The following is an 18,997-nucleotide window of genomic DNA, read 5'->3' on the forward strand; positions in this document are numbered from 1 at the left end:
AAAGGGGGCCGCCATGAAGATCGTTCACCAGACGACGAATCTTGCCGATGCCTATCTCCTGCGGGATCTGCTCGCACAAGCGGGCATTCAGGCGCATGTGCAGGGCGAATTCCTTCGCGGCGCCGTGGGCGAATTGCCCGCCGACACGCCGGTGTCGCTGATGGTGCCGGAAGCTCAGGCTTTGGAGGCGCGCGGGATCATCGCCGACTGGGAGCGTTCCCGACCCGAAGGCGACGACGTGCAGGAGGAGACGGGTGCGGCCGCGACCGCGCCGGCATCTTCGGGGCGTGGCGCTTCCACGTTGCAGATCCTGGGTGCACTGTCGCTCGGTGCCCTCTGTGGCGGCGCGATCGTCTGGGCGATCCACAACCGTCCCGGAGACAATATCGCGCGGGATTACGACGGCGACGGCCGCATCGACGAGCGCACCTATCTTGCGGGCGAGCGCGTCGATCGTATCGAGACCGACCGCAATCGCGACGGCCGCGTCGACCAGATCGTACGCTATCGGGCGAACGGTGATGCCCACAGCGTCGAACTCGACGAAGGCTTCGATGGGCGGTTCGAGATCGTGCATCGGTATCGCGACAACCAGCCCATGGAGTCGAGCGTCGATCACGACGGTGACGGCGCCATCGATATGCGTTTCGTCCACCAAAGCGGCGTCATCGTGCTGGAAGAAGCTCTCGACACGAACGCCCGCGTCGTTCGAACGATCCGATATCGCGGCGGCGTCCCGGTCTCCGGCGAATTCGACGCCGATGGCGACGGCAAGCTCGATACCGCTCGTACCTACGATGCGATCGGCGAAATCGTCGCATCGCGTCCGCTCGGGCCGGCGGCCGCCGACTGAGGTGCGAAAACGAGCGGCGGCATTTGACCTGCCGCCTCAGGCCCGATCGATGAAGTCAGGCCCGCTTCTGCCAGAGGCGGTCCCGCCCTCGGATATCTCCACCCGTGCGCCGCACGGAGCAGGGCGTCACTTCAGACGTTCGAGCCGTCCCTTGCGGCGGACGATGTTTTTGTAATCCCACTGGATATCGCGCTTTTCGCGAGCCAGCGCGCGAGGGCGTCGACATCGACCTGATCGACGGCCGTGTACCGCGCTTCCGCGGCCTTGAAGCTGCCTTCCTTCGCCAAGCCGTCCTCATCGAACGACTGCCCGCTCCAGAACAGCAGGCGCACGCAGGATTTCAACTTGCCGTAGCCGACGACCGGGTTGCCGTCGAGGAACCAGACCGGATGCGCGTGCCAGACCTTGTTCTCCGCCTCCGGCAGATGCCGCGCGATCTCGTGCGCCAGCACATCGCAGATCGCGCGATCTGCTGGCGCGAGCGCCGCATGGTAGGACAGAGTGTCGGGGTGCATCGCGGCTTCCTCATCGCGTCGTGTGCTTCCGGACATTACACCCGATCCGCGCCAGGCCATCGCGTAAGCAACGACGCATCCATGCCCATCCGCGCACAGGCGCGCGGCGCGATGCCGTCGGGCAATGCCGCGCGGAAGAGCGGCGCCAACGTCGCCAGCGATGCGGACGCCGCGCGCGCCTGCATGCGTTGCAGCGACGTGCGCTGCAGCCGCTGTTCCGCCCAGTCGGGCAGCAGCGCGGCGCCGGCGCCGAGAAACAGATCGCGCGAGACGCCCGCCATCGGCACCGGCAGTCGCATCCGCGCGAGCACGGCCAGCACTTCGCGCGAACGCGCATCGCAGCGCAGCGCGTCCTGCGCCGACGCGAAATACGCGGCGACCTCGGCCTCGCTCGCGGGCACGGAGGTCGCGCCGAGCGCTTCCGCGACCCGCGCGGTTTCCGCGTAGTAGGCATCGGCCAGTGCCGTCGGCACCGCGCGGCAATAGCGGCGATAGCCCTGCAGGAAGCCGTAGCTTTCGGTCGTGTGCACCCAGGTCAGCAGCGCGGGATCATCGGCGCGATAAGGCGTGCCGTCCGCGGTCGTGCCCTGCACGCGCGCATGGATCGCACGCACGCGTGCGATCAGGCGTTCGGCCTCCGCCCGGCCGGCGTAGGTGCTGCCGGCGACGAAATCGGTGGTGCGGCGCAGCCGGCCCACGAGGTCTTCGCGGAAATTCGAGTGATCCCACACCCCCGCCAGCGCGCGCGGGTGCAGGGTCTGCAGCATCAGCGCGCACAACCCACCCGAAAGCATGCCCGGAAAGTCCGCGTGGATCCGCCAGGTCACGCTCTCCGGCCCGAACAGCCCGGGATCGCCCGCGGGCGCGTCGTAATCGATTCCGCTGCGCCCGCGCGGAAACACATCGAGCACCCACGCGCGGATGCGCGCGGTGGCGGGGGCGGCGAGGGCGCGGAGCGGTGCGGGCATGGCGGGGATGATACGTGGCGGTCGAGGCGGAAGATGCGGCATCGCGCGATGCAGGGCGTGAGCACCGCACCGACGACGATCCGCGGGCGCATCCGCCGACTGCGTCACGCGCCGTTGTCTGCCACGAACGCGCGAGGCCTGCGCGTGCGGTCGTCCGGTGTCCGCGATGCCCTGCTACCATCGGTCCCTGTCTGACCGCAGACCGCAATGGAGGACGCTCGCATGGATGCTTACAGGGTCACCGTGGAGATCCGCAACGAAACGGACGACTATGTGTCGTTCCATCCATGGGAGCCGGTCCATGGACATTGGCATACCGCCGCCGGCGCGGAGATCGCCTGGAGCGCCTACGTGAACCCGGGCGCCACCGAAACGTTCACGCTCGAGAATGCCGGCTTATACGGCGCGGAAGGCAGTTTCAACATCCGTCTCGTCGCGGAGGACGGTGCGCCGGGCGTCATGTACGACATTCAGGCGCACGCGGCCTGCCCGGTGTTGTCCGACAACGCCTTCGGCTGGCAGTGGCACGTCGTCCATGGCATCCACACCACCAACGACTTCCTTGAGGTCGAATCCGCCGCGAACGCCGGGGGCAATGGCGTGCAGATCGGCCAGACGCTGCCCGCGTCCGGTAACCCGGTCGAGGTGCTGTTCGTCCTGCGCAAACGGCAGGCGACGATGCCGCTGGACGTGTGGGGCGAAGGCCGCATGCGGGTCGACGGATTGGTGACCGGGTTCGAGCACGCCTACAACCTCAACCGGCACGACAAGGGGCAAGGATGGAACAACAAAGGCCGGATTCCGAATCTGATCCCCGTGCTGTCCTGGGCGCCGGATGTGCTGCCGATTCCCACGAACACGATCCTGCAGATGGCGAGCATGGGCTCGCCGCTGTACGAGCCCGGCGTCGTGCTGGGCATGCGCCGCATCCTGCACAGGACCGATCCCGCCGCGAGGATCTACCTCTACAGCGACAAGCAGAACCGATTCTTCACGGGGGACGATGCGCTCGGCGGCGAGGAAGCCATGGAAGACGACATCAAGCGGATGGAGAACTGGGCCGCGTTCGAGACCTGGCTCGATCGCCTCAAGATACGCGACCTCAAACGTCTCGCGGGGCCGGTCGACGCGCAGACATTGCCCGCACCGTTCAATGAAATCCGGATGCACGGGCCCGGCAAAAACGGCAAGCCGCGCAAGACCACCTGGGCCTGGGTGTACGGCTTCGCCTGAGGCGCGATGTTGCGCAGTTGGCGGATCCGGTTTTCGACCGGGCATCCGACCCCGTTTTTCGACCGCTGTTTCCTTCCACCACGACAGACCTTCTCCGTTCGGGAGCCCCCATGTTCCGCCTGTTTCAGCGACCGATCCCGCTCGCCCTGCTCCTGGCCTTCCTGACCGCCATTCCGGTCCTCAACTCGCTCTTTCTGGTGTTTCAGATTCCGACCGGCGACTACCCGAAAGCGAGCGCCCACCTCGGTGCCGCTCCCATCTCCTGGTTCGTACATGTGCTGGCGGGATTCGCGTTCGGCATCACCGGGCCCGTGCAATTCGTCCGCGCCCTCCGCCATCGCTTCGGGAGGCTGCACCGCGTATCAGGCCGGATCTTCGTCGTGTCGGGCGTGATCATCGGCCTGTCGGGCCTGTCGATCCTCGCCCAGGTCACGCCGGTCAGGACGATCATGGTCGACATCGCCCGCGGCGTCTTCGGCGTGGTGCTCCTGATCGCGCTCGCCATGGCGATGATGGCGGTCAGGAAACGCGACTTCGTCCGCCATCGCGCCTGGGCGATCCGCGCCTACGCGGTCGGCATGGGCCTGGGAACCGTGGCACTGGTGTTCATCCCGCTCTACATCATCACCGGCAAACCCCCGTTCGGCCTGCTCTCCGACATCCTTTTCGTCGTCACGTGGGTCCTGACGATCGTTCTTGGCGAGGTGGTCGCCCGCCACGTCTCCCGGTCGCGTCCCCAAGTCCTCCCGGTGAGCGCGTAGCGGGCAGGGCGGAACCGCCGAAGGCGATTCCACCGTTGAACCTCGCCGCTGTTTCATGGCGGAATCCGCTGCGCGGGTTTCGCCCTACCATCGCGCCTTATGGCCTTGGGTTTACAAACCTAGTCATCTATACCCAAGTCCCAAGAAATTGCGCTGGCATTTAGGGCATAAGTGTGAGGGCCGCCTGGCTTCAACCACTGCTTTATCTCATCAAACGAGAGGTCGGCGCCGAAAGCGCCCGCGGCATGTCCGAACAGCTCTCCTTGCGGATAGAGCAAAGTGATGCCTGAAGGGGTGATCTGGAAGTTTTTGAAGATGGATCCGTCGATGGGAAGTGCTTCGCGAATTCTGATTAGATCATCGGCGTCAAGCTCCCTTTCGAATCGATCTGCATACTCATGCCCCACTCGTTCTCGCACCAGCTCAGTGATCGGTGGATAAGCCAAATAGGGCTCTGATAAGAAGTCATTGATATCGATCCTGATCAGCTGATCTTCAATAATCATGAAGTTGTGCGTTTCAAGCCACATGAAGCCATGGGCTGCGCCAGCAAACATGCCATCCTGATGAACGCTAAAGCTCAGGATGGACTGACTCGCTAGCCTAGGTGATATAAAAACGTCAGATGAGTTGACGGGCTTCCAGTCTGGGACACCGGCCCAACCAGAGAATCGCTCTTTCTCCTGATCGAGTCTGACCTGTCGAGCGTCGAGCAGAATATTCAGTCGTAGGGACGTAAAAAACTCATTGAGCTCAAGAGCCGCGTTGGGAACTCGCGACGACTCGATATGCGGGTAACTCAACGACACTTCGTAGCCAGGAAATCCTTCCCAGCGATGCTGCTCTGCACGGAGGAACATCCGAAAAGGACCCATCTCCACGCCTGTGTGAATGGCAATATTGCGTTGCCGGGCTGCGAGTTCCAAGGACTCAACCACTTTATGCCATCCCTCTGGTAAGCGAATGTATTGGTGCGACCTGGAAATCTTGACCGGCACATCGCAGTCCTCAAGCATAAGTGGAATCAGGCCAATGTCGCCGTACAGGTTGTATCTCTGCTTGTCCAATGCGTCATTAATTTCGAGCTGGACATACCCACGCTTGGTGACACTGCGTGGGGTCATGAAGATCAGATAGACATCGGCAGCATTGAATGCACGCTGGATCACCTCATCCCAGTCTTGTCCAGGGAGAATTCTCTCGTCGATCCACGGTTCAAAGCCTAGCGCTTTGAGCTTGTGAAAATACGGCATGACCAGCGCCTTGTCTTCCGAAGTGTGGTTCAAAAAGACCTTAAGCACGACGCTTTTCCCCTACTCATGATCCATAATTAGACCACCATAGCGCGTAAAGTGGGGTGAGCGTAGCGATCCCACCCGGATCACCCGAATGCTTCAATGCACTGCTCGCTGTTTTTGCGCTCTGCTCGATGCTTACGTCGCTGGACGTACCGGGATGGTGGGCATCGCTGCGCTCACCTCAGCCTACGTATGTCGCAGATTTCTTTTTTTGCGACCCCTCACCTCCCCGAATGCCCTGTCTCGTCGTACTCCCGCGGCGCCAGAATCTGCGGCTGGATCAGCGCCACGAAATCCCGGGCCTGCTGCGAGAGGTATTTGCCCTTGCGCATGACCACGCCGTAGCTGCGTGAGGGAAAGTATTTCGCCAGCGATCGGGCGGCGAGGCGGGTGCGGTCGGCGTCGGTGAGGCAGATCGAGGTGACGATGCTGATGCCCAGGCCCATGGCGACGTACTGTTTGATGACTTCCCAGCCGCCGACTTCGAGGGCGACGGTGTAGGGCACGCGGTTCTGCTGGAATACCAGGTCGACCAGGCGATAGGTGGTGAGGCGCTGCGGCGGCAGGATCAGGCCGTAGGGCGAGAGGTCTTCGAGCTTGAGGTCGGGCTTGGTCGCCAGCGGGTGGTTGGGCGGGGCGATCAGCATCGGTTCGAAGCGGTAGACCGGGGCGTAGTCGATGTCGCCCGGCACTTCGAGCATCGAGCCCACCGCGAGGTCGACTTCGTCCTTGCGCAATTGGTCCAGTCCGCCGGCGCCGGTGACGTTGTGCAGGATCAGCCGCACTTCGGGATGCGCCTTGCGATAGGCCTCCACGATCTTCGGCAGCAGATAGAGGATGGTCGAGCTGCCGGCGGCGACGTGCAGCTCGCCGGCGTCCAGGCCGCGGATCTGCTCGCGGAAGGCGGCGGGCAGGGCGTCGATGCCTTCGACCAGCGGCCGCGCCAGTTCGTACAGCGCGTCGCCTTCGCGGGTGGGCGTGAGCCGCCGGCCGGTGCGCTCGAACAGCCGCACCCCCAGTTCCCGCTCCAGCGCCTGCAGCTGCAGGGTGATCGCCGGCTGGCTGAGGTAGAGGGCCTCGGCCGCGCGCGACACCGAGCCGAGGCGGGCGACCTGACAGAAGGCCCGAAGCGGTTTCAGACGATCGGACTTGTAGCCGAAACGGGGGCTGTGGCTGTTGTCGTCGACCATGGCGGCCTCTCCAAGCGGGACGGGTGCGGGCTGATCCGTTTGATCTCGACCAGGAATCAATGGCTTGCACGGTCGTTTCAAACGATTCGACTTTCGTCGAAGCTCAACTATAAGCCCAGCTTATTTTGTGCATTGCAAAAACTGAGTTGTCAAATACAGTACCGAGGCGGATGTTGAGACCCCACGTCGTGTTCTGGAGTCATCGATGTCCGCAGTCCTCAAGCCCAACGATGAGGCTTCCGACCAACCGGGCGGTCTCTGCATCGCCGGTCAGGCCGAGGGGCAGGACGCCCTGTTGACCCCCGCAGCGCTGGCGCTGCTCACCCATCTCCATCGCCGCTTCGAACCCCAGCGACAGCTGCGGCTGGCCGCACGCCAGGCGCGGCAGGCCGAATTCGACGACGGCGCGCTGCCGGCCTTTCGCGACGACACGCGGGCGATCCGCGAGGGCGACTGGCGGGTGGCGCCGATCCCGGCGGCCCTGCTCGACCGCCGGGTGGAGATCACCGGGCCGGTCGATCCGAAGATGGTCATCAACGCCCTCAACTCGGGCGCCAACTGCTACATGGCCGATTTCGAGGACTCCACCGCCCCGACCTGGGCGAACCTGATCCAGGGCCAGCGCGCGCTCCGCGATGCGGTCGGGGGCACATTGGAATTCGACGGCAACGGCAAGCAGTACCGCATGAAGCCGGAAGCCGAGCGCGCGGTGCTGCTGGTGCGCCCGCGCGGCTGGCATCTCGACGAGAAGCACGTGATCGTCGACGGCGCGCCGATTTCCGGCGGTCTGTTCGACCTCGCGCTGTTCGCGTTCCACAACGCCTCCGCGCTCACCGCGAAGGACCGCGGCCCGTACTTCTATCTGCCGAAGCTGCAGTGCATGGAAGAAGCGGCGCTGTGGAACGCGGTGCTGGACGAGATCGAGGTGCAGCTGAATCTGCCGCAGGGCGCGATGAAGGTCACCGTGCTGATCGAGACCCTGCCGGCGGCATTCGAGATGGACGAAATCCTGCACGCGCTGCGCAGCCGCATCGTCGGCCTGAACTGCGGCCGCTGGGACTACATCTTTTCCTACATCAAGACCCTGCGCGCGCATCGCGACCGGGTGTTGCCCGAGCGCGGCCAGGTGACGATGACCCAGCCGTTCCTGAAGGCGTATTCGGAACTGCTGATCAGGACCTGCCACCGCCGTGGCGCGCATGCGATGGGCGGCATGGCCGCACAGATTCCGAATCCGCGCGATGCCGAGGCCAACGCCGCCGCATTCGCGCGGGTCGAGGCCGACAAGCTGCGCGAAGCGAACGCCGGCCACGACGGCACCTGGGTGGCGCATCCGGGCATGGTCGCGCTGGCGCGCGGCATCTTCGATGCACGCATGCCGGGGCCGCACCAGCACGACGTGCGCCGCGAGGACGTGAACGTCTCGGCCGAAGATCTGCTGAAGCCGTCGCTGGGCACGATCACCGCCGCCGGTTTCTACGGCAACGTCGAAGTCTGCGTGCGATACCTCGCCGCGTGGCTGGACGGCAACGGCTGCGTGCCCATCCATGGGATGATGGAAGACGCCGCCACCGCCGAGATTTCGCGCGCGCAGCTGTGGCAGTGGCTGCATCATGCCGATCCGCGCGACCAAGACTCGCGCGGGGGACATTTGCATCTCGACGACGGATCGCCGGTCGATTTCGCATTGCTGGATCGCGCGCTGATCGGATTGCCGTCGAAGCTCGCCGCCGATCCGACCGTCGCGGGCCTCGCGCGCGTCGACGAAGCCATCGCGCTGCTCGCCGACCTCACCCACCGCGACACGCTCGCCGATTTCCTCACGCTGCCGGCCTACGAACGCATCGATTGATCTTTTGTAGGAGGGCCTTCAGGCCCGAGCTCTTCGAATGAATGCGACGGCAAACGCTCGGGGCTGAAGCCCCTCCTACAAAGCAGCGACAAAACGACACCACATCCCCACGCAGGACCACGACCATGAAGACCACGCTCCCCACCGCCGAACAACTGAAGCTGGACTGGACCAACAACCCGCGCTGGGCCGGCATCACCCGTCCCTACAGCGCCGAAGACGTGGTCCGCCTGCGCGGCACCGTGCCGGTCGAGCATTCGATCGCCCGCCTCGGTTCGGAGAAGCTCTGGAAATATCTGCAGACCGAAGACTTCGTGAACGCGCTGGGCGCGCTCACCGGCAACCAGGCGATGCAGCAGGTCAAGGCCGGGCTCAAGGCGATCTATCTCAGCGGCTGGCAGGTCGCGGCCGACGCCAACATCGCCGGCGAAATGTACCCCGACCAGTCGCTGTATCCGGCGAACTCGGTGCCGCAGGTGGTGAAGCGCATCAACAACACCCTGCTGCGCGCCGATCAGATCCAGTGCGCCGAAGGCAGCGGCGACATCGATTTCCTGCAGCCGATCGTGGCCGACGCCGAGGCCGGCTTCGGCGGCGTGCTCAACGCGTTCGAGCTGATGAAGGCGATGATCGAGGCCGGCGCGTCGGGCGTGCATTTCGAGGATCAGTTGGCCAGCGTGAAGAAGTGCGGCCACATGGGCGGCAAGGTGCTGGTGCCGACCCGCGAAGCGGTCGAGAAGCTGGTCGCCGCGCGCCTCGCCGCGGACGTGATGGGCACGCCGACGATCATCGTCGCCCGCACCGATGCCGAGGCCGCCGATCTGCTGACCAGCGACATCGATCCGAACGATCTGCCGCATTGCACCGGCGAGCGCACCGTCGAAGGCTTCTACAAGACGAAGAACGGCCTGGACCAGGCGATCAGCCGCGGCCTCGCCTACGCGCCCTACGCCGATCTGGTGTGGTGCGAGACCGGCAAGCCGGATCTCGAATTCGCGCGCAAGTTCGCCGAAGCCATCCACGCGAAATTCCCGGGCAAGCTGCTGGCCTACAACTGCTCGCCGAGCTTCAACTGGAAGAAGAACCTCGACGACGCCACCATCGCGAAGTTCCAGAAGGAGATCGCGAGCTACGGCTACAAGTTCCAGTTCATCACGCTCGCCGGCTTCCATGCTCTGAACTATTCGATGTTCAACCTCGCGCACGGTTATGCCCGCCGCCAGATGAGCGCCTTCGTCGAGCTGCAGGAAGCCGAATTCGCCGCCGCCGATCGCGGTTTCACCGCAGTCAAGCACCAGCGCGAAGTGGGCACCGGCTATTTCGACAGCGTGACCCAGACCATCCAGGGCGGCCAGTCCTCGACGGTCGCGCTGAAGGGCTCCACCGAGGAAGAGCAGTTCCACGAAACGCCGGCCGCAGCGGCGTGACGATCCGAAGCGCGATATCCCGGCCATGACTTTCGTCATGGCCGGACGCGGCTTCGCCCATGCTCCAATGGGGGTTCTTCCTCCGTCCATCAGAACCCCCATGCGCATCGTCTTCTCGACGGCGATCCTCGCCGTCTCGCTGTTCGCTTCGCCCGTTTTCGCCGAAGGCGCGGGCACCATCGATTCCACGCCCGAACAGATCCGTACCGCGCAGAACGATCTGCGCAAGGTCGTCGAATCCAAATCCGGCAAGTACTCCTATTTCACCGACGAGGACCGCAAGGACATCCTCTCGCGCCAGGACCAGGTGCTGGCCCTGATCGACGGCAAGACCGCGATCGCGGAGCTCTCGCCCGAAGACCGGGCGGCGCTCGACAAGGCGCTTGCGGATGTCCGCGCGGCGGTCGTCCGCGCCGAGGACAACCGTCTGATCTGCGAGCGGATCAAGCCGGTGGGCTCCAACCGCCCCGAGAACAAGTGCATGACCGTCGGCCAGCGCCGCAAGCTGCGCGAACACGGCCAGAGCCAGATGTCCCGCGATCCCTGAACGCCCCGGCCCGGCCTTGCGATCGGCAGCCCGCCGAACCCGACTGCTGCGACAGGAAAGCCCCGGATCTCCGGGGCTTTTCGTTCGCACTGGCGAAATCCGGTCGTTCCGTGTCAATCTCGGGCCACGCCGTCGAGCTTCGCCTCCACGGCCTCCGGGGCGCCGTGGCATGAGGCCCGCGCTTCCGTCGATGTTCCTGCCCCCCACGATTGCCTGAACAGGAGCCGCGTCCTCATGAAAGCCGTTTCCGTGAAATCGTTCTTCGCCGGTCTGGCCCTGTCGCTGGTGTGCGCAGCCGCCTTCGCCTCCGCCGACCCGCAACAGCTGACCATCCGCGACATCGTCACCCAGCAGACCCAACTGCGCGCGCAGGTCATCGCCGCCAAGGGTGCGTTCAAGGACATGGAGCAGCGCGACCGCGCGGCGCTGATCGAGCGTCAGGATCGCGTGCTCGCCATGCTCGGCGGCGCGCAGACCCTCGACGTGCTGCCGCCGGACCAGCGCACCGTGGTGTTCAACGATCTGGAGTGGATCAAGGCCGCGGTCACCAAGGCCGAGGACGAGCGGATGATCTGCGAATACACGCGGATCGCCGGTTCCAACCGGATGAAATCCGTATGCATGACCGCGAAGCAGCAGCGCGAGCATCAGGAGCGCGCACGCGCCTCGCTGAATCGCGGTCAGATGTGCGGCGAATCGTCGATCGCCTGCCTCGGCGACGAAGCGAACCGCGGCCGTTGATGTTTCATCGCGTCGCGCCGTGCGGCGCCCGCATTCCCTGAGGTCCCCGCCTGCGACGGTGAGGGCGTCATTCCAGCAGAAAATTCCAGCAGAAAGAGGAGTCTTGCCAGTGAAATTCCCGTTCAAGCCGGCGTCCGCGTTGTGGGTTCTCGCGCTCGCGGCGTTCAGTTTTCTCGCCTTCGCGTCCGCCGACCCGCAGCAGCTCACCATCCGCGACATCGTCACCCAGCAGACCCAGTTGCGCGCGCAGGTCGTCGCGGGCAAGGGTGCGTTCAAGGACATGGAGAAGCGCGACCGTGCGGCACTGATCGAACGCCAGGACCGCGTGCTCGCCATGCTCGGCGGCGCGCAGACCCTCGACGAGATGCCACCGGACAAGCGCACCGAAGTGTTCAACGATCTGGAATGGATCAAGGCCGCCGTCACCAAGGCCGAGGACGAGCGCATGGTCTGCGAATACACCCGCAGCGTCGGTTCCAACCGCATGACCTCGATCTGCATGACCGCCAAGCAGCAGCGCGAGAATCGCAGCGGCGCCCAGGACAGCCTGCGCCGCGCCTACAAGTGCGATTCCTGCGCCGGCAACTGAGCGCACGTCCCGCTTCTCTTCAAACGGCCGGCGTCATGCCGGCCGTTTCCTTTTGCCGGTTCGTTTTGCACGGCCGCCTTGCGGATCGCAGGCGTTCGTGGCCGCGGCCCCGATGCGCGCATACTCTTTGCGTTGCCGGGCGCCGTCGCGGCGCCCGTGTCGACCCCACCTGCGAAGGAGCCATCGCCATGTCCGAAACCATCTACGACGCGCTGCGCGAGAGCCACGAGACCCAGCGTTCGCTGTGCCGCAAGCTGCTGCGTTCCAAACCGCATACCCAGGATCGGCAGTCGCTGTTCACCGCGCTGCGGATCGAGCTGGCCGCGCACGCGGCGTCGGAGGAGCGCTATCTCTACGTCCCGATCCTGATGACCGACATGGGTCTGGCCTCGTCCCGCCACGCGCTCTCCGAGCATCACGAGGTCGACGAGATCATCGAAGACATGCAGGCGCTCGGCGTGAATCATCGCGGCTGGCTGGCCAAAGCCCGCAAGCTGTCCGAGAAAGTGCATCACCATCTCAAGGAAGAAGAGAAGAAGTTCTTCCAGGTGTCCGGCAAGATCCTGAGCGCGGCGCAGAAGACCAAGCTCGCGAAGCAGTACCGCAAGGACTTCGCCCGGATGCACAAGGCGTTGGCCGAGGCCTGATCGGTTGGTGTCGATCAGCGGGCGACCGGCTCAGCGCCGGTCCTTCGCGGCTCAGTCCACCTCCGGCGCGGGTTTGCGCGGCAGACCGTCGCCCGGGTCCACGGCGGCCCAATCGACATGGGTGTCCCAGAACACATGCGCCATCGGCGCGCGGTCGGCGTCGCCGTCGAGATTGCCCAGCGCGATGTGCAGTTCGCCCGGCCAGCGATCCGAACGGAAGAACAGCGAGCTGCCGCAGTGCGTGCAGAAGCCGCGCTCGGCGCGCGGCCCGTCGAGCCCGGGCGACGAGAGGTACCAGCGCAGCGCGCTGACGGGATCGTCGATACGGACGCGGTCGGCTGCCATTCCGAACCAGGTCACGTAGGCGGCGCCGTGCGCCCGTCGACACATCGAGCAGTGGCAATGCGCCACCCATTCGCTCGGCCAGGTCACGGTGAAACGGACATCGCCGCAGAGACAGCCGCCGTGCGCTTGCGTCATGGTCCGCTCCCGGTGTCGAATGGGCCGCAGCATACGCCACGGCGCGCGCGCCGGCGGCGTCGCCCTTTCCCTTCCGGAGCCCAACCCGTATGCATGCCCGCATGGACGATTCGACCCGCCGCCTGACCCTGCAGAACGAAACCCCATACATCGCCATGTTCGTCGTGAGGCGAGGCGACATGACGATCGCGCGACTGCCGGGTCTCGCGCCCGGCGCCGTACAGCAGGTTCCGACCGCGCAGACCTACACGGTCGTGGCGACCACGGTCCTCGAAGGCAATACCTACACGTCGGCGCCCATCGCCTTCACCGGTGCGATGGGCTTTCTCGCGCGGATCGTGCAGCATCAAGCGCAGGGGACCTATGCATTCGAACTCGTGGCGATGCCGTCGAGCGATCCCCGGCAACTGCAGTTCCAGAAGACGACCATCGGCCCGGTGACCTTCCAGGTCTCCGCGAACGGGATGCCTCTGCAGTCGGTGGTGATCGCCAACGATTTCACGATGCGGACGCTGCAGATCGGCGACATCTACAGCATCTACGCCGTGATCAACGGGATCACCACGGAGACCGTCACCATCCACGATCCCGATGCCGTCATCGCGGTCGTCGAGGAATCGGACGAGTCCTACGCCCTCGAGATCCGCTGATCATCGAACCCAGGCATCGCGTCACCCGCGTCGCAGACGCCGGAGATCCCATCCATCGCGTTCAGGGATGCGTTCCACGCCGATAGCGGAACCTCGGGCGCAGGTGAGCCGCTCCGCGATCGTGCCCGGGCGTCCGGAGGCATCGCGCTCTTGTCGCGGGATCGCCGTGCGTTGTTGACAGGCCTGTCGCCGCCATGCCATATGCTGCGCGCGGGCGACGCAGACTCGGGCGGTTCGTTCAGGGATGGGGATTCATCCCGGCGCTTTCATGACGCAGTCGTTTGCCCCCGGCGTTTGCCGATGTCGAAGCATGTGGATCGCGCGCCCTTCGATCCCGGGCTCCATCGCTTTGCAGGGCGCTTGCCGAAAGGACTCCCGACCTCGACGTTTCACTGAAGGAACTCCCCATGCCCAACCAGGCCCAGCTCGATCTGCTCAAGGCGGCCATCGATTCCGGCATCGACAGCCCCGAGGAACTGTCGGCCTTCATGGCCAACGTCTGCCACGAGTCGGGAAACCTGAGGCGGACGGAGGAGAGCTTTCGCTATACCCAGGGAATCGATCAGATCCCCGTCCAATCGGCGCACGATCGGTACACCGACGAAGAGCTCGAAGCGGCCCGCCTCGAAGCGCTGGATGGCAGTCCCGAAACGCTGGCCCGGATGATGTACGGCGACCGGATGGGCAACGACAACGAAAATGATGGCTACGACTATCGGGGCCGCGGCTACATCCAGCTGACCGGCCGCGATACCTATCGGGAAATCGGCGAGCACACCGGGCTGGACCTCGAAAACGATCCCGATCTCGCCTCCGCCCCCGAAAATCTCGCGGCGGTGGCGATCGGATACTGGGAGGCGCGGGTGCCCGAGGATGCGCGCACCGACATCGAAGCGTCCATGCTCGCGATCAACGGCGGCAACAACGGTGAAGACGATCGACGTGCGCGGCACGAGGCCTGGTCCGAATACCTCACGCCCGAAACCATCGAAGCCATCCGCAACGGAGAGGTGGTCGCAGGCGATGCCATCGAGCACACGGCCCCGCCGGAATCGGACGGTGTGCTCGAGCACGGTGAGCGCGGGCAGGCCGTCAAGGCATTGCAGGCCGAGCTCAATCATTGGATGAATCTGACCGGCAGCGAGGCCGAGCGGTTGCCGGAGACGGGCAATTTCCGCGATCGCACCCGGGATACGGTATTGGCCTATCAGCAGACGCGGGACGATCTGCCCGACACCGGTATCGCCGATCAGGCGACGCGCGACGCACTGCGGCTCGATGTCGGGCGCATGCAGGCCGACACCCTCCGGGCTTCGCTGGATGCGCCGGGCACGCAGTTCGGTCGGTTGTCGGATCCGGTCCTGGATTCGATGCGCATGCACGTGCATGCGATGGATCGTTCGATCGGACGCACGCCCGACGAGGCCAGCGAACGTGTCGCCGCGTCGCTCACCGCGGAGTGGCGTGCGGCGGGCCTCGCCGCGCCCGCCGACGGCGTGGTGCTTGGCCGGAAGGGCACGCAGGCCGCGGCGGGCGAATACGTGTTCGCGTACACCGGCTCGGCCGAGCGGCCGAACGATGTCGTCGGCGTGAAAACGGCCGAAGCGGTGCGCACGCCGGTCGAGCAGAGTCTTGCGCGAGCGGAGAGCGTGCTGAATCAGCAGGCGATCGATGCGCAACAGCAATCGACGACCTACACGCCCGCGCGGGCGATGGCCTGATGGCGATGCGACCTGCCCTTGTCGTGTGGCTGGTGTCGGCAGGCCTTCTCGCCGGCTGCGCCAATGCGCCCGCGTCCCCGAAGCCGCCGCCTCAGGCCCACGTCTTGCCGCCCGCTGCCGATGCGCCGGCGATGTGCCGCATGACGGATCCTCGCGAGATTCTGCTCGAGTGGGCGGAGGTCCCCGAGGTGCGACGCGGTCGCATGCCGGCCTCCCTCGCCGACACGGTGAGCCCCGCGGAGCGCGCGGCGGCGCCCGATTTCGACGGCTACCGCCTCGGAACGATGGACTACGACTGGGTGTATCTGGAGCCGGATCGAAGCCCCGCCGAACAGCGCCCGGTGCGCTGGCGCGTCGAGTCGTCCGGGCGCGGTTTCGTCGTGACGCTGCAGCCCGGCCGCAACGGCAGGCTGCTCGACGATACCGGACCCCATGATGTGTACGAATTCATTCCCGATGCCGTGCAGCCGACGATCTACATTTTCGAGCGTGTCTCGGATTGCTGGCGACTGACGTCGGTGGCGCGAACGCCGCAGGAGATCGAACGATGAGCCGTTACGAGGTATACGAAAGCACCCCGCAGGGTCGCGAGGACGTCGGACGCTACGCCGATCTCGAGCACCACCATCCCGGCAAAGCGCTGGCGGAGCGCGGACGGATCTATGCCGACGTGAACGGGCAGCCCGAAGAGATGCTGTGGCGGCCCGACAAGACGGGCCCGCAGCAGACGGCATCCGGCGATTACTTCGTGTCCAAGGACTTCGTGCTTCGTGTCGGCGACTCGCGCGATGTGGATGTGCCCGCACCGGCCGCCGGCTACATCGACGGGCTGGATCCGCGGACGGGCACGATGCAGATCTGGAGCGGTCCGCCCGACGACCCGAACCGCGAGATGATCGCGCAGGTGCGGCACATGGACCCGACGTCTTTCGAGCATCGCCAGGCGGGCGATCGCATCGAGTACGGAGAGACGATGGGCACGCAGTCGGGCCGCGGCTCGAAGGACGGCGTCGTCAGCGACACGGCGTATCCCACGCACGTCCACATCGACATCAACACGCGCTATCTCGGGCAGTTGGACCGCTACCTGCAGGATCTCGATTCAGGCGCGATCACGACCGATCAGCGGCCCGCGCCGAGCGAGAACATCGTGGGTCCCGCGGCCGTCGTCACCAATGTCCGCGACCATGAAGGCCAGCCCGTCGGGCCGGTCGACCCGCTTGCGGACGGCATCCTCGCGCCCGGCGACAAGGGCGATGCGGTCGGCGTGCTGCAGAGCCAGCTGAACGCGCTCGGGTACACCAATCGGCGTGGCGAACCGCTGGTGGTCGACAACGATTTCGGTCCCGGCACCGAGCACGCGCTGAAGCAGTTCCAGACAGACCGTGGCCTCCCGGCGACCGGCACCGCCGACGAAGCGATGCGGGCTGCCGTCGAAGCGGCCGCGCGCGAACGCGAACAGGGTACGCCCGAGCGGCGCACGGAACTCCGGGGCGCGCCGTCGGACCCGGTTCTGGATTCGATGCGCACGCATGTGCATGCGATGGATCGTTCGATCGGGCGCACGCCCGACGAGGCCAGCGAACGTGTCGCCGCGTCGCTCACCGCGGAGTGGCGTACGGCGGGCCTCACCGTGCCCGCCGACGGCGTGGTGCTTGGCCGGAAGGGCACGCAGGCCGAGGCGGGCGAATACGTGTTCGCGTACACCGGCTCGCCCGAGCGGCCGAACGACGTCGTCGGCGTGAAAACGGCCGAAGCGGTGCGCACGCCGGTCGAGCAGAGTCTTGCGCGAGCGGAGAGCGCGCTGAATCAGCAGGCGATCGATGCGCAACAGCAATCGACGACCTACACGCCCGCACGGGCGATGGCCTGATGGCAAAAACAGGGGGCAGAGTCTTGATGCCTGAGCGATACCTCAGGGTCAGAGTGGTCTTTGGAGACAGCGACAGCTGTGCACCCACGTTGCCCGAGCCGCCCCGTGTAACGGCATTCAGGGCATTCGGCGCTTGTCGAGAGACACATTTCGATTCGCCATGCGAGAGACGACGTCCGTGCCCGGCAGCGGATTCTGGTCCGGTCCGAGCGCGAGGGTTTCGATGCGAGAAGCCTCGACGCCGATCGACACCAGGTAGTCCGCGACTGACTGCGCCCGCCGTTCGCCGAGCCTGAAGGCATATTCCCTGCCCGCGCCGTCCGTGCCGCTGCTGCCGGTGACCACGACGACGATGTCGGAGTTCTCGGCCATGATCTCGCCCCACGTGTCCAGAATGGCGACCGCCTCGGGTCCCTCCAGGCGTGATCGGTCGAATCCGAACAGGATTTTCGAGAAGGGCTGAGAGCGGTCTGCGGGGTCCAAGAGGCCCAGTGCCTTGTAAGCCGCCGCGGTCACCTCCTTTCTCGGAAGGCCGCGCACGCGCACGACGACGCGGCGGTTCTTGGCGAGACGAATGTCATCTCCCGCCTTCACGGCTTGCCGTTCGGAGCCGAAGCTGGCCGAGGCGATGGCGGCCTTCGGAAGCCCCGACCCCACCAGCAGGGAAGCGACCGTGCCGGAGCGGGCCGAGGCGAGATCGAAGCCTCGATTCCGCTCGGCGGCGTCGGCGTGACCCTCGACCAGAACCGCGGAGACCTCGCATTCATCCAGTCGCTCGAGCAGCGGATCGAGCGATGCGCCGATCGTCGCTTCGTCGATGCCCACCGCCTCGAAGTCGAAATACAGGGCGGCCTCGCCCTCGCAGGCGGGATTCGACGGTGCGTCGAGGAAGGCGCGGCGCGCGCGTTCGGCCTCACCCAGCGGGCCGGTTGGCAGCGGCGGCTCGACGGCTGGGGAATCTGTTGCCGGTCGCGATGCGTCCAGGACTGGGGTCGCAGGCGAACGCGCGGTGTCGGTCTCCTTCGGCCAGAAGGTGTAGGCAGCCCACCCCAAAGCCGCAGCCGTCACACCCACGGTTGCCGGCAGCCAGAATGTGCCCCGCGGAAACGCCGGCTTTGCCGGCGCAATCGGTCTTGCCTGCCCGCATTGATCGGCGATCCAGTCCATCGCCTTGCGCCAGCGCGCATCGGTCATGTCGCCATTCCAGTCGGAAAGATCCGCCGCCTGGATCATCGAGAAGGCCAGCGGCAGCTGACAGGGCTGCATCATGAAAGGGATCAGCTTGGAAAGATCCCTGCCGCGCTTGGCCTCTGCCCGAACCCATTCAGAGGCGACCGATTTCGGCGTCCACAGCACGACCAGCGCCTTTGCCGCGTCCGCTTCACGCTCGATCAACAAGTCCCAGCTCTCGCGAGGCGTGATGTCGTCGTCCCACCAGACGGTAAAGCCTTCCGTTTCGATCGCCTCGACCACGCGCTGCGCGAGTTCACGGTCTTCCTTCTTGTAGCTTACGAACACATCGGCCACGGCGCCGCCCCGTTCCGGTAGGTACGACCAGCATGAAGGATGGGCGGGGCGAAAGTCATGGGGGGCGTTGTCCGGAGAGGATGCCTCAGGATCAGAGTGGTCTCTTGAGGAACTTCCATGCGTGT

19 protein-coding genes are annotated in these 18,997 nt (G+C 65.5%); 13 read left to right on the top strand and 6 right to left on the bottom strand.

Annotated features, from left to right (window positions below; translation table 11 throughout):
• Positions 1 to 13: 13 nt before the first annotated feature.
• Positions 14 to 853 carry a putative signal transducing protein gene (locus ABD974_RS04720; protein WP_345302140.1) on the top strand — a complete coding sequence of 280 codons (840 nt, stop codon included), beginning with the start codon at positions 14 to 16 and terminating at the stop codon, positions 851 to 853.
• 131 nt (positions 854 to 984) lie between these two features.
• Here ABD974_RS04720 and ABD974_RS04725 read toward each other — a convergent pair whose 3' ends face one another.
• Both ABD974_RS04725 and ABD974_RS04730 read right to left on the bottom strand, forming a co-directional pair.
• Positions 985 to 1,428, bottom strand: a complete 444-nt coding sequence (locus ABD974_RS04725; protein ID WP_345302141.1) for a DUF1801 domain-containing protein — start codon at positions 1,426 to 1,428, stop codon at positions 985 to 987.
• Positions 1,404 to 2,336, bottom strand: a complete 933-nt coding sequence (locus tag ABD974_RS04730) for an oxygenase MpaB family protein (protein ID WP_345302142.1) — start codon at positions 2,334 to 2,336, stop codon at positions 1,404 to 1,406. The genes ABD974_RS04725 and ABD974_RS04730 overlap by 25 nt, the downstream gene beginning before the upstream one ends.
• A gap of 222 nt (positions 2,337 to 2,558) precedes the next feature.
• Here ABD974_RS04730 and ABD974_RS04735 point away from each other — a divergent pair, with 222 nt between their 5' ends.
• Together ABD974_RS04735 and ABD974_RS04740 are read left to right on the top strand one after the other, a co-directional pair.
• Positions 2,559 to 3,569 carry a hypothetical protein gene (locus ABD974_RS04735; protein ID WP_345302143.1) on the top strand — a complete coding sequence of 337 codons (1,011 nt, stop codon included), beginning with the start codon at positions 2,559 to 2,561 and terminating at the stop codon, positions 3,567 to 3,569.
• 110 nt (positions 3,570 to 3,679) lie between these two features.
• Positions 3,680 to 4,330 carry a DUF2306 domain-containing protein gene (locus tag ABD974_RS04740; RefSeq protein ID WP_345302144.1) on the top strand — a complete coding sequence of 217 codons (651 nt, stop codon included), beginning with the start codon at positions 3,680 to 3,682 and terminating at the stop codon, positions 4,328 to 4,330.
• A 119-nt stretch (positions 4,331 to 4,449) separates the two neighbouring features.
• Here the strand turns inward: ABD974_RS04740 and ABD974_RS04745 are convergent, their stop codons facing one another.
• Positions 4,450 to 5,631 (bottom strand): TIR domain-containing protein, encoded by a 1,182-nt coding sequence (locus ABD974_RS04745; RefSeq protein ID WP_345302145.1) that lies wholly within the window; start codon positions 5,629 to 5,631, stop codon positions 4,450 to 4,452.
• Positions 5,632 to 5,849: 218 nt separating this feature from the next.
• Positions 5,850 to 6,818, bottom strand: a complete 969-nt coding sequence (locus tag ABD974_RS04750; protein WP_345302146.1) for a LysR family transcriptional regulator — start codon at positions 6,816 to 6,818, stop codon at positions 5,850 to 5,852.
• Positions 6,819 to 7,023: 205 nt separating this feature from the next.
• Between ABD974_RS04750 and aceB the strand changes: the two genes are divergently transcribed.
• From aceB to ABD974_RS04780, 6 genes are all read left to right on the top strand, one after another.
• On the top strand, positions 7,024 to 8,670 hold the full coding sequence (gene aceB, locus ABD974_RS04755; RefSeq protein ID WP_345302147.1) for a malate synthase A: 1,647 nt from the start codon (positions 7,024 to 7,026) through the stop codon (positions 8,668 to 8,670).
• 125 nt (positions 8,671 to 8,795) lie between these two features.
• Positions 8,796 to 10,097, top strand: a complete 1,302-nt coding sequence (aceA, locus tag ABD974_RS04760) for an isocitrate lyase (protein ID WP_345302148.1) — start codon at positions 8,796 to 8,798, stop codon at positions 10,095 to 10,097.
• Positions 10,098 to 10,197: 100 nt separating this feature from the next.
• Positions 10,198 to 10,644: a hypothetical protein gene (locus tag ABD974_RS04765; protein ID WP_345302149.1), complete on the top strand. Its 447-nt coding sequence runs from the start codon at positions 10,198 to 10,200 to the stop codon at positions 10,642 to 10,644.
• Between the two features lie 234 nt (positions 10,645 to 10,878).
• A complete protein-coding gene (locus tag ABD974_RS04770) occupies positions 10,879 to 11,385 on the top strand; it encodes a hypothetical protein (protein ID WP_345302150.1) in 507 nt (168 codons plus the stop codon).
• A gap of 109 nt (positions 11,386 to 11,494) precedes the next feature.
• Complete coding sequence (locus tag ABD974_RS04775) at positions 11,495 to 11,974, top strand: hypothetical protein (RefSeq protein WP_345302151.1); 480 nt, start codon at positions 11,495 to 11,497, stop codon at positions 11,972 to 11,974.
• 188 nt (positions 11,975 to 12,162) lie between these two features.
• Entirely contained in the window at positions 12,163 to 12,621 is a 459-nt protein-coding gene (locus ABD974_RS04780; protein WP_345302152.1) for a hemerythrin domain-containing protein, read from the top strand.
• 51 nt (positions 12,622 to 12,672) lie between these two features.
• On the opposite strand, the gene ABD974_RS04785 is transcribed toward ABD974_RS04780, so the two are convergent.
• Positions 12,673 to 13,101: a GFA family protein gene (locus tag ABD974_RS04785; RefSeq protein ID WP_345302153.1), complete on the bottom strand. Its 429-nt coding sequence runs from the start codon at positions 13,099 to 13,101 to the stop codon at positions 12,673 to 12,675.
• Positions 13,102 to 13,202: 101 nt separating this feature from the next.
• On the opposite strand from ABD974_RS04785, the gene ABD974_RS04790 reads away from it, so the two are divergent.
• The 4 genes from ABD974_RS04790 (at position 13,203) to ABD974_RS04805 (ending at position 17,345) form a co-directional block, all read left to right on the top strand.
• Entirely contained in the window at positions 13,203 to 13,751 is a 549-nt protein-coding gene (locus ABD974_RS04790; protein ID WP_345302154.1) for a hypothetical protein, read from the top strand.
• A gap of 281 nt (positions 13,752 to 14,032) precedes the next feature.
• Positions 14,033 to 15,472 (top strand): XVIPCD domain-containing protein, encoded by a 1,440-nt coding sequence (locus ABD974_RS04795; protein WP_345302155.1) that lies wholly within the window; start codon positions 14,033 to 14,035, stop codon positions 15,470 to 15,472.
• Positions 15,472 to 16,023: a hypothetical protein gene (locus ABD974_RS04800; RefSeq protein WP_345302156.1), complete on the top strand. Its 552-nt coding sequence runs from the start codon at positions 15,472 to 15,474 to the stop codon at positions 16,021 to 16,023. Before ABD974_RS04795 ends, ABD974_RS04800 begins: the two co-directional genes overlap by 1 nt.
• Positions 16,020 to 17,345 carry an XVIPCD domain-containing protein gene (locus tag ABD974_RS04805; protein WP_345302157.1) on the top strand — a complete coding sequence of 442 codons (1,326 nt, stop codon included), beginning with the start codon at positions 16,020 to 16,022 and terminating at the stop codon, positions 17,343 to 17,345. Before ABD974_RS04800 ends, ABD974_RS04805 begins: the two co-directional genes overlap by 4 nt.
• 117 nt (positions 17,346 to 17,462) lie before the next feature.
• On the opposite strand, the gene ABD974_RS04810 is transcribed toward ABD974_RS04805, so the two are convergent.
• A complete protein-coding gene (locus tag ABD974_RS04810; protein WP_345302158.1) occupies positions 17,463 to 18,872 on the bottom strand; it encodes an OmpA family protein in 1,410 nt (469 codons plus the stop codon).
• Positions 18,873 to 18,997 lie beyond the last annotated feature (125 nt).

The organism is Lysobacter hankyongensis, assembly GCF_039543145.1.
Taxonomy (GTDB): domain Bacteria; phylum Pseudomonadota; class Gammaproteobacteria; order Xanthomonadales; family Xanthomonadaceae; genus Lysobacter_I; species Lysobacter_I hankyongensis.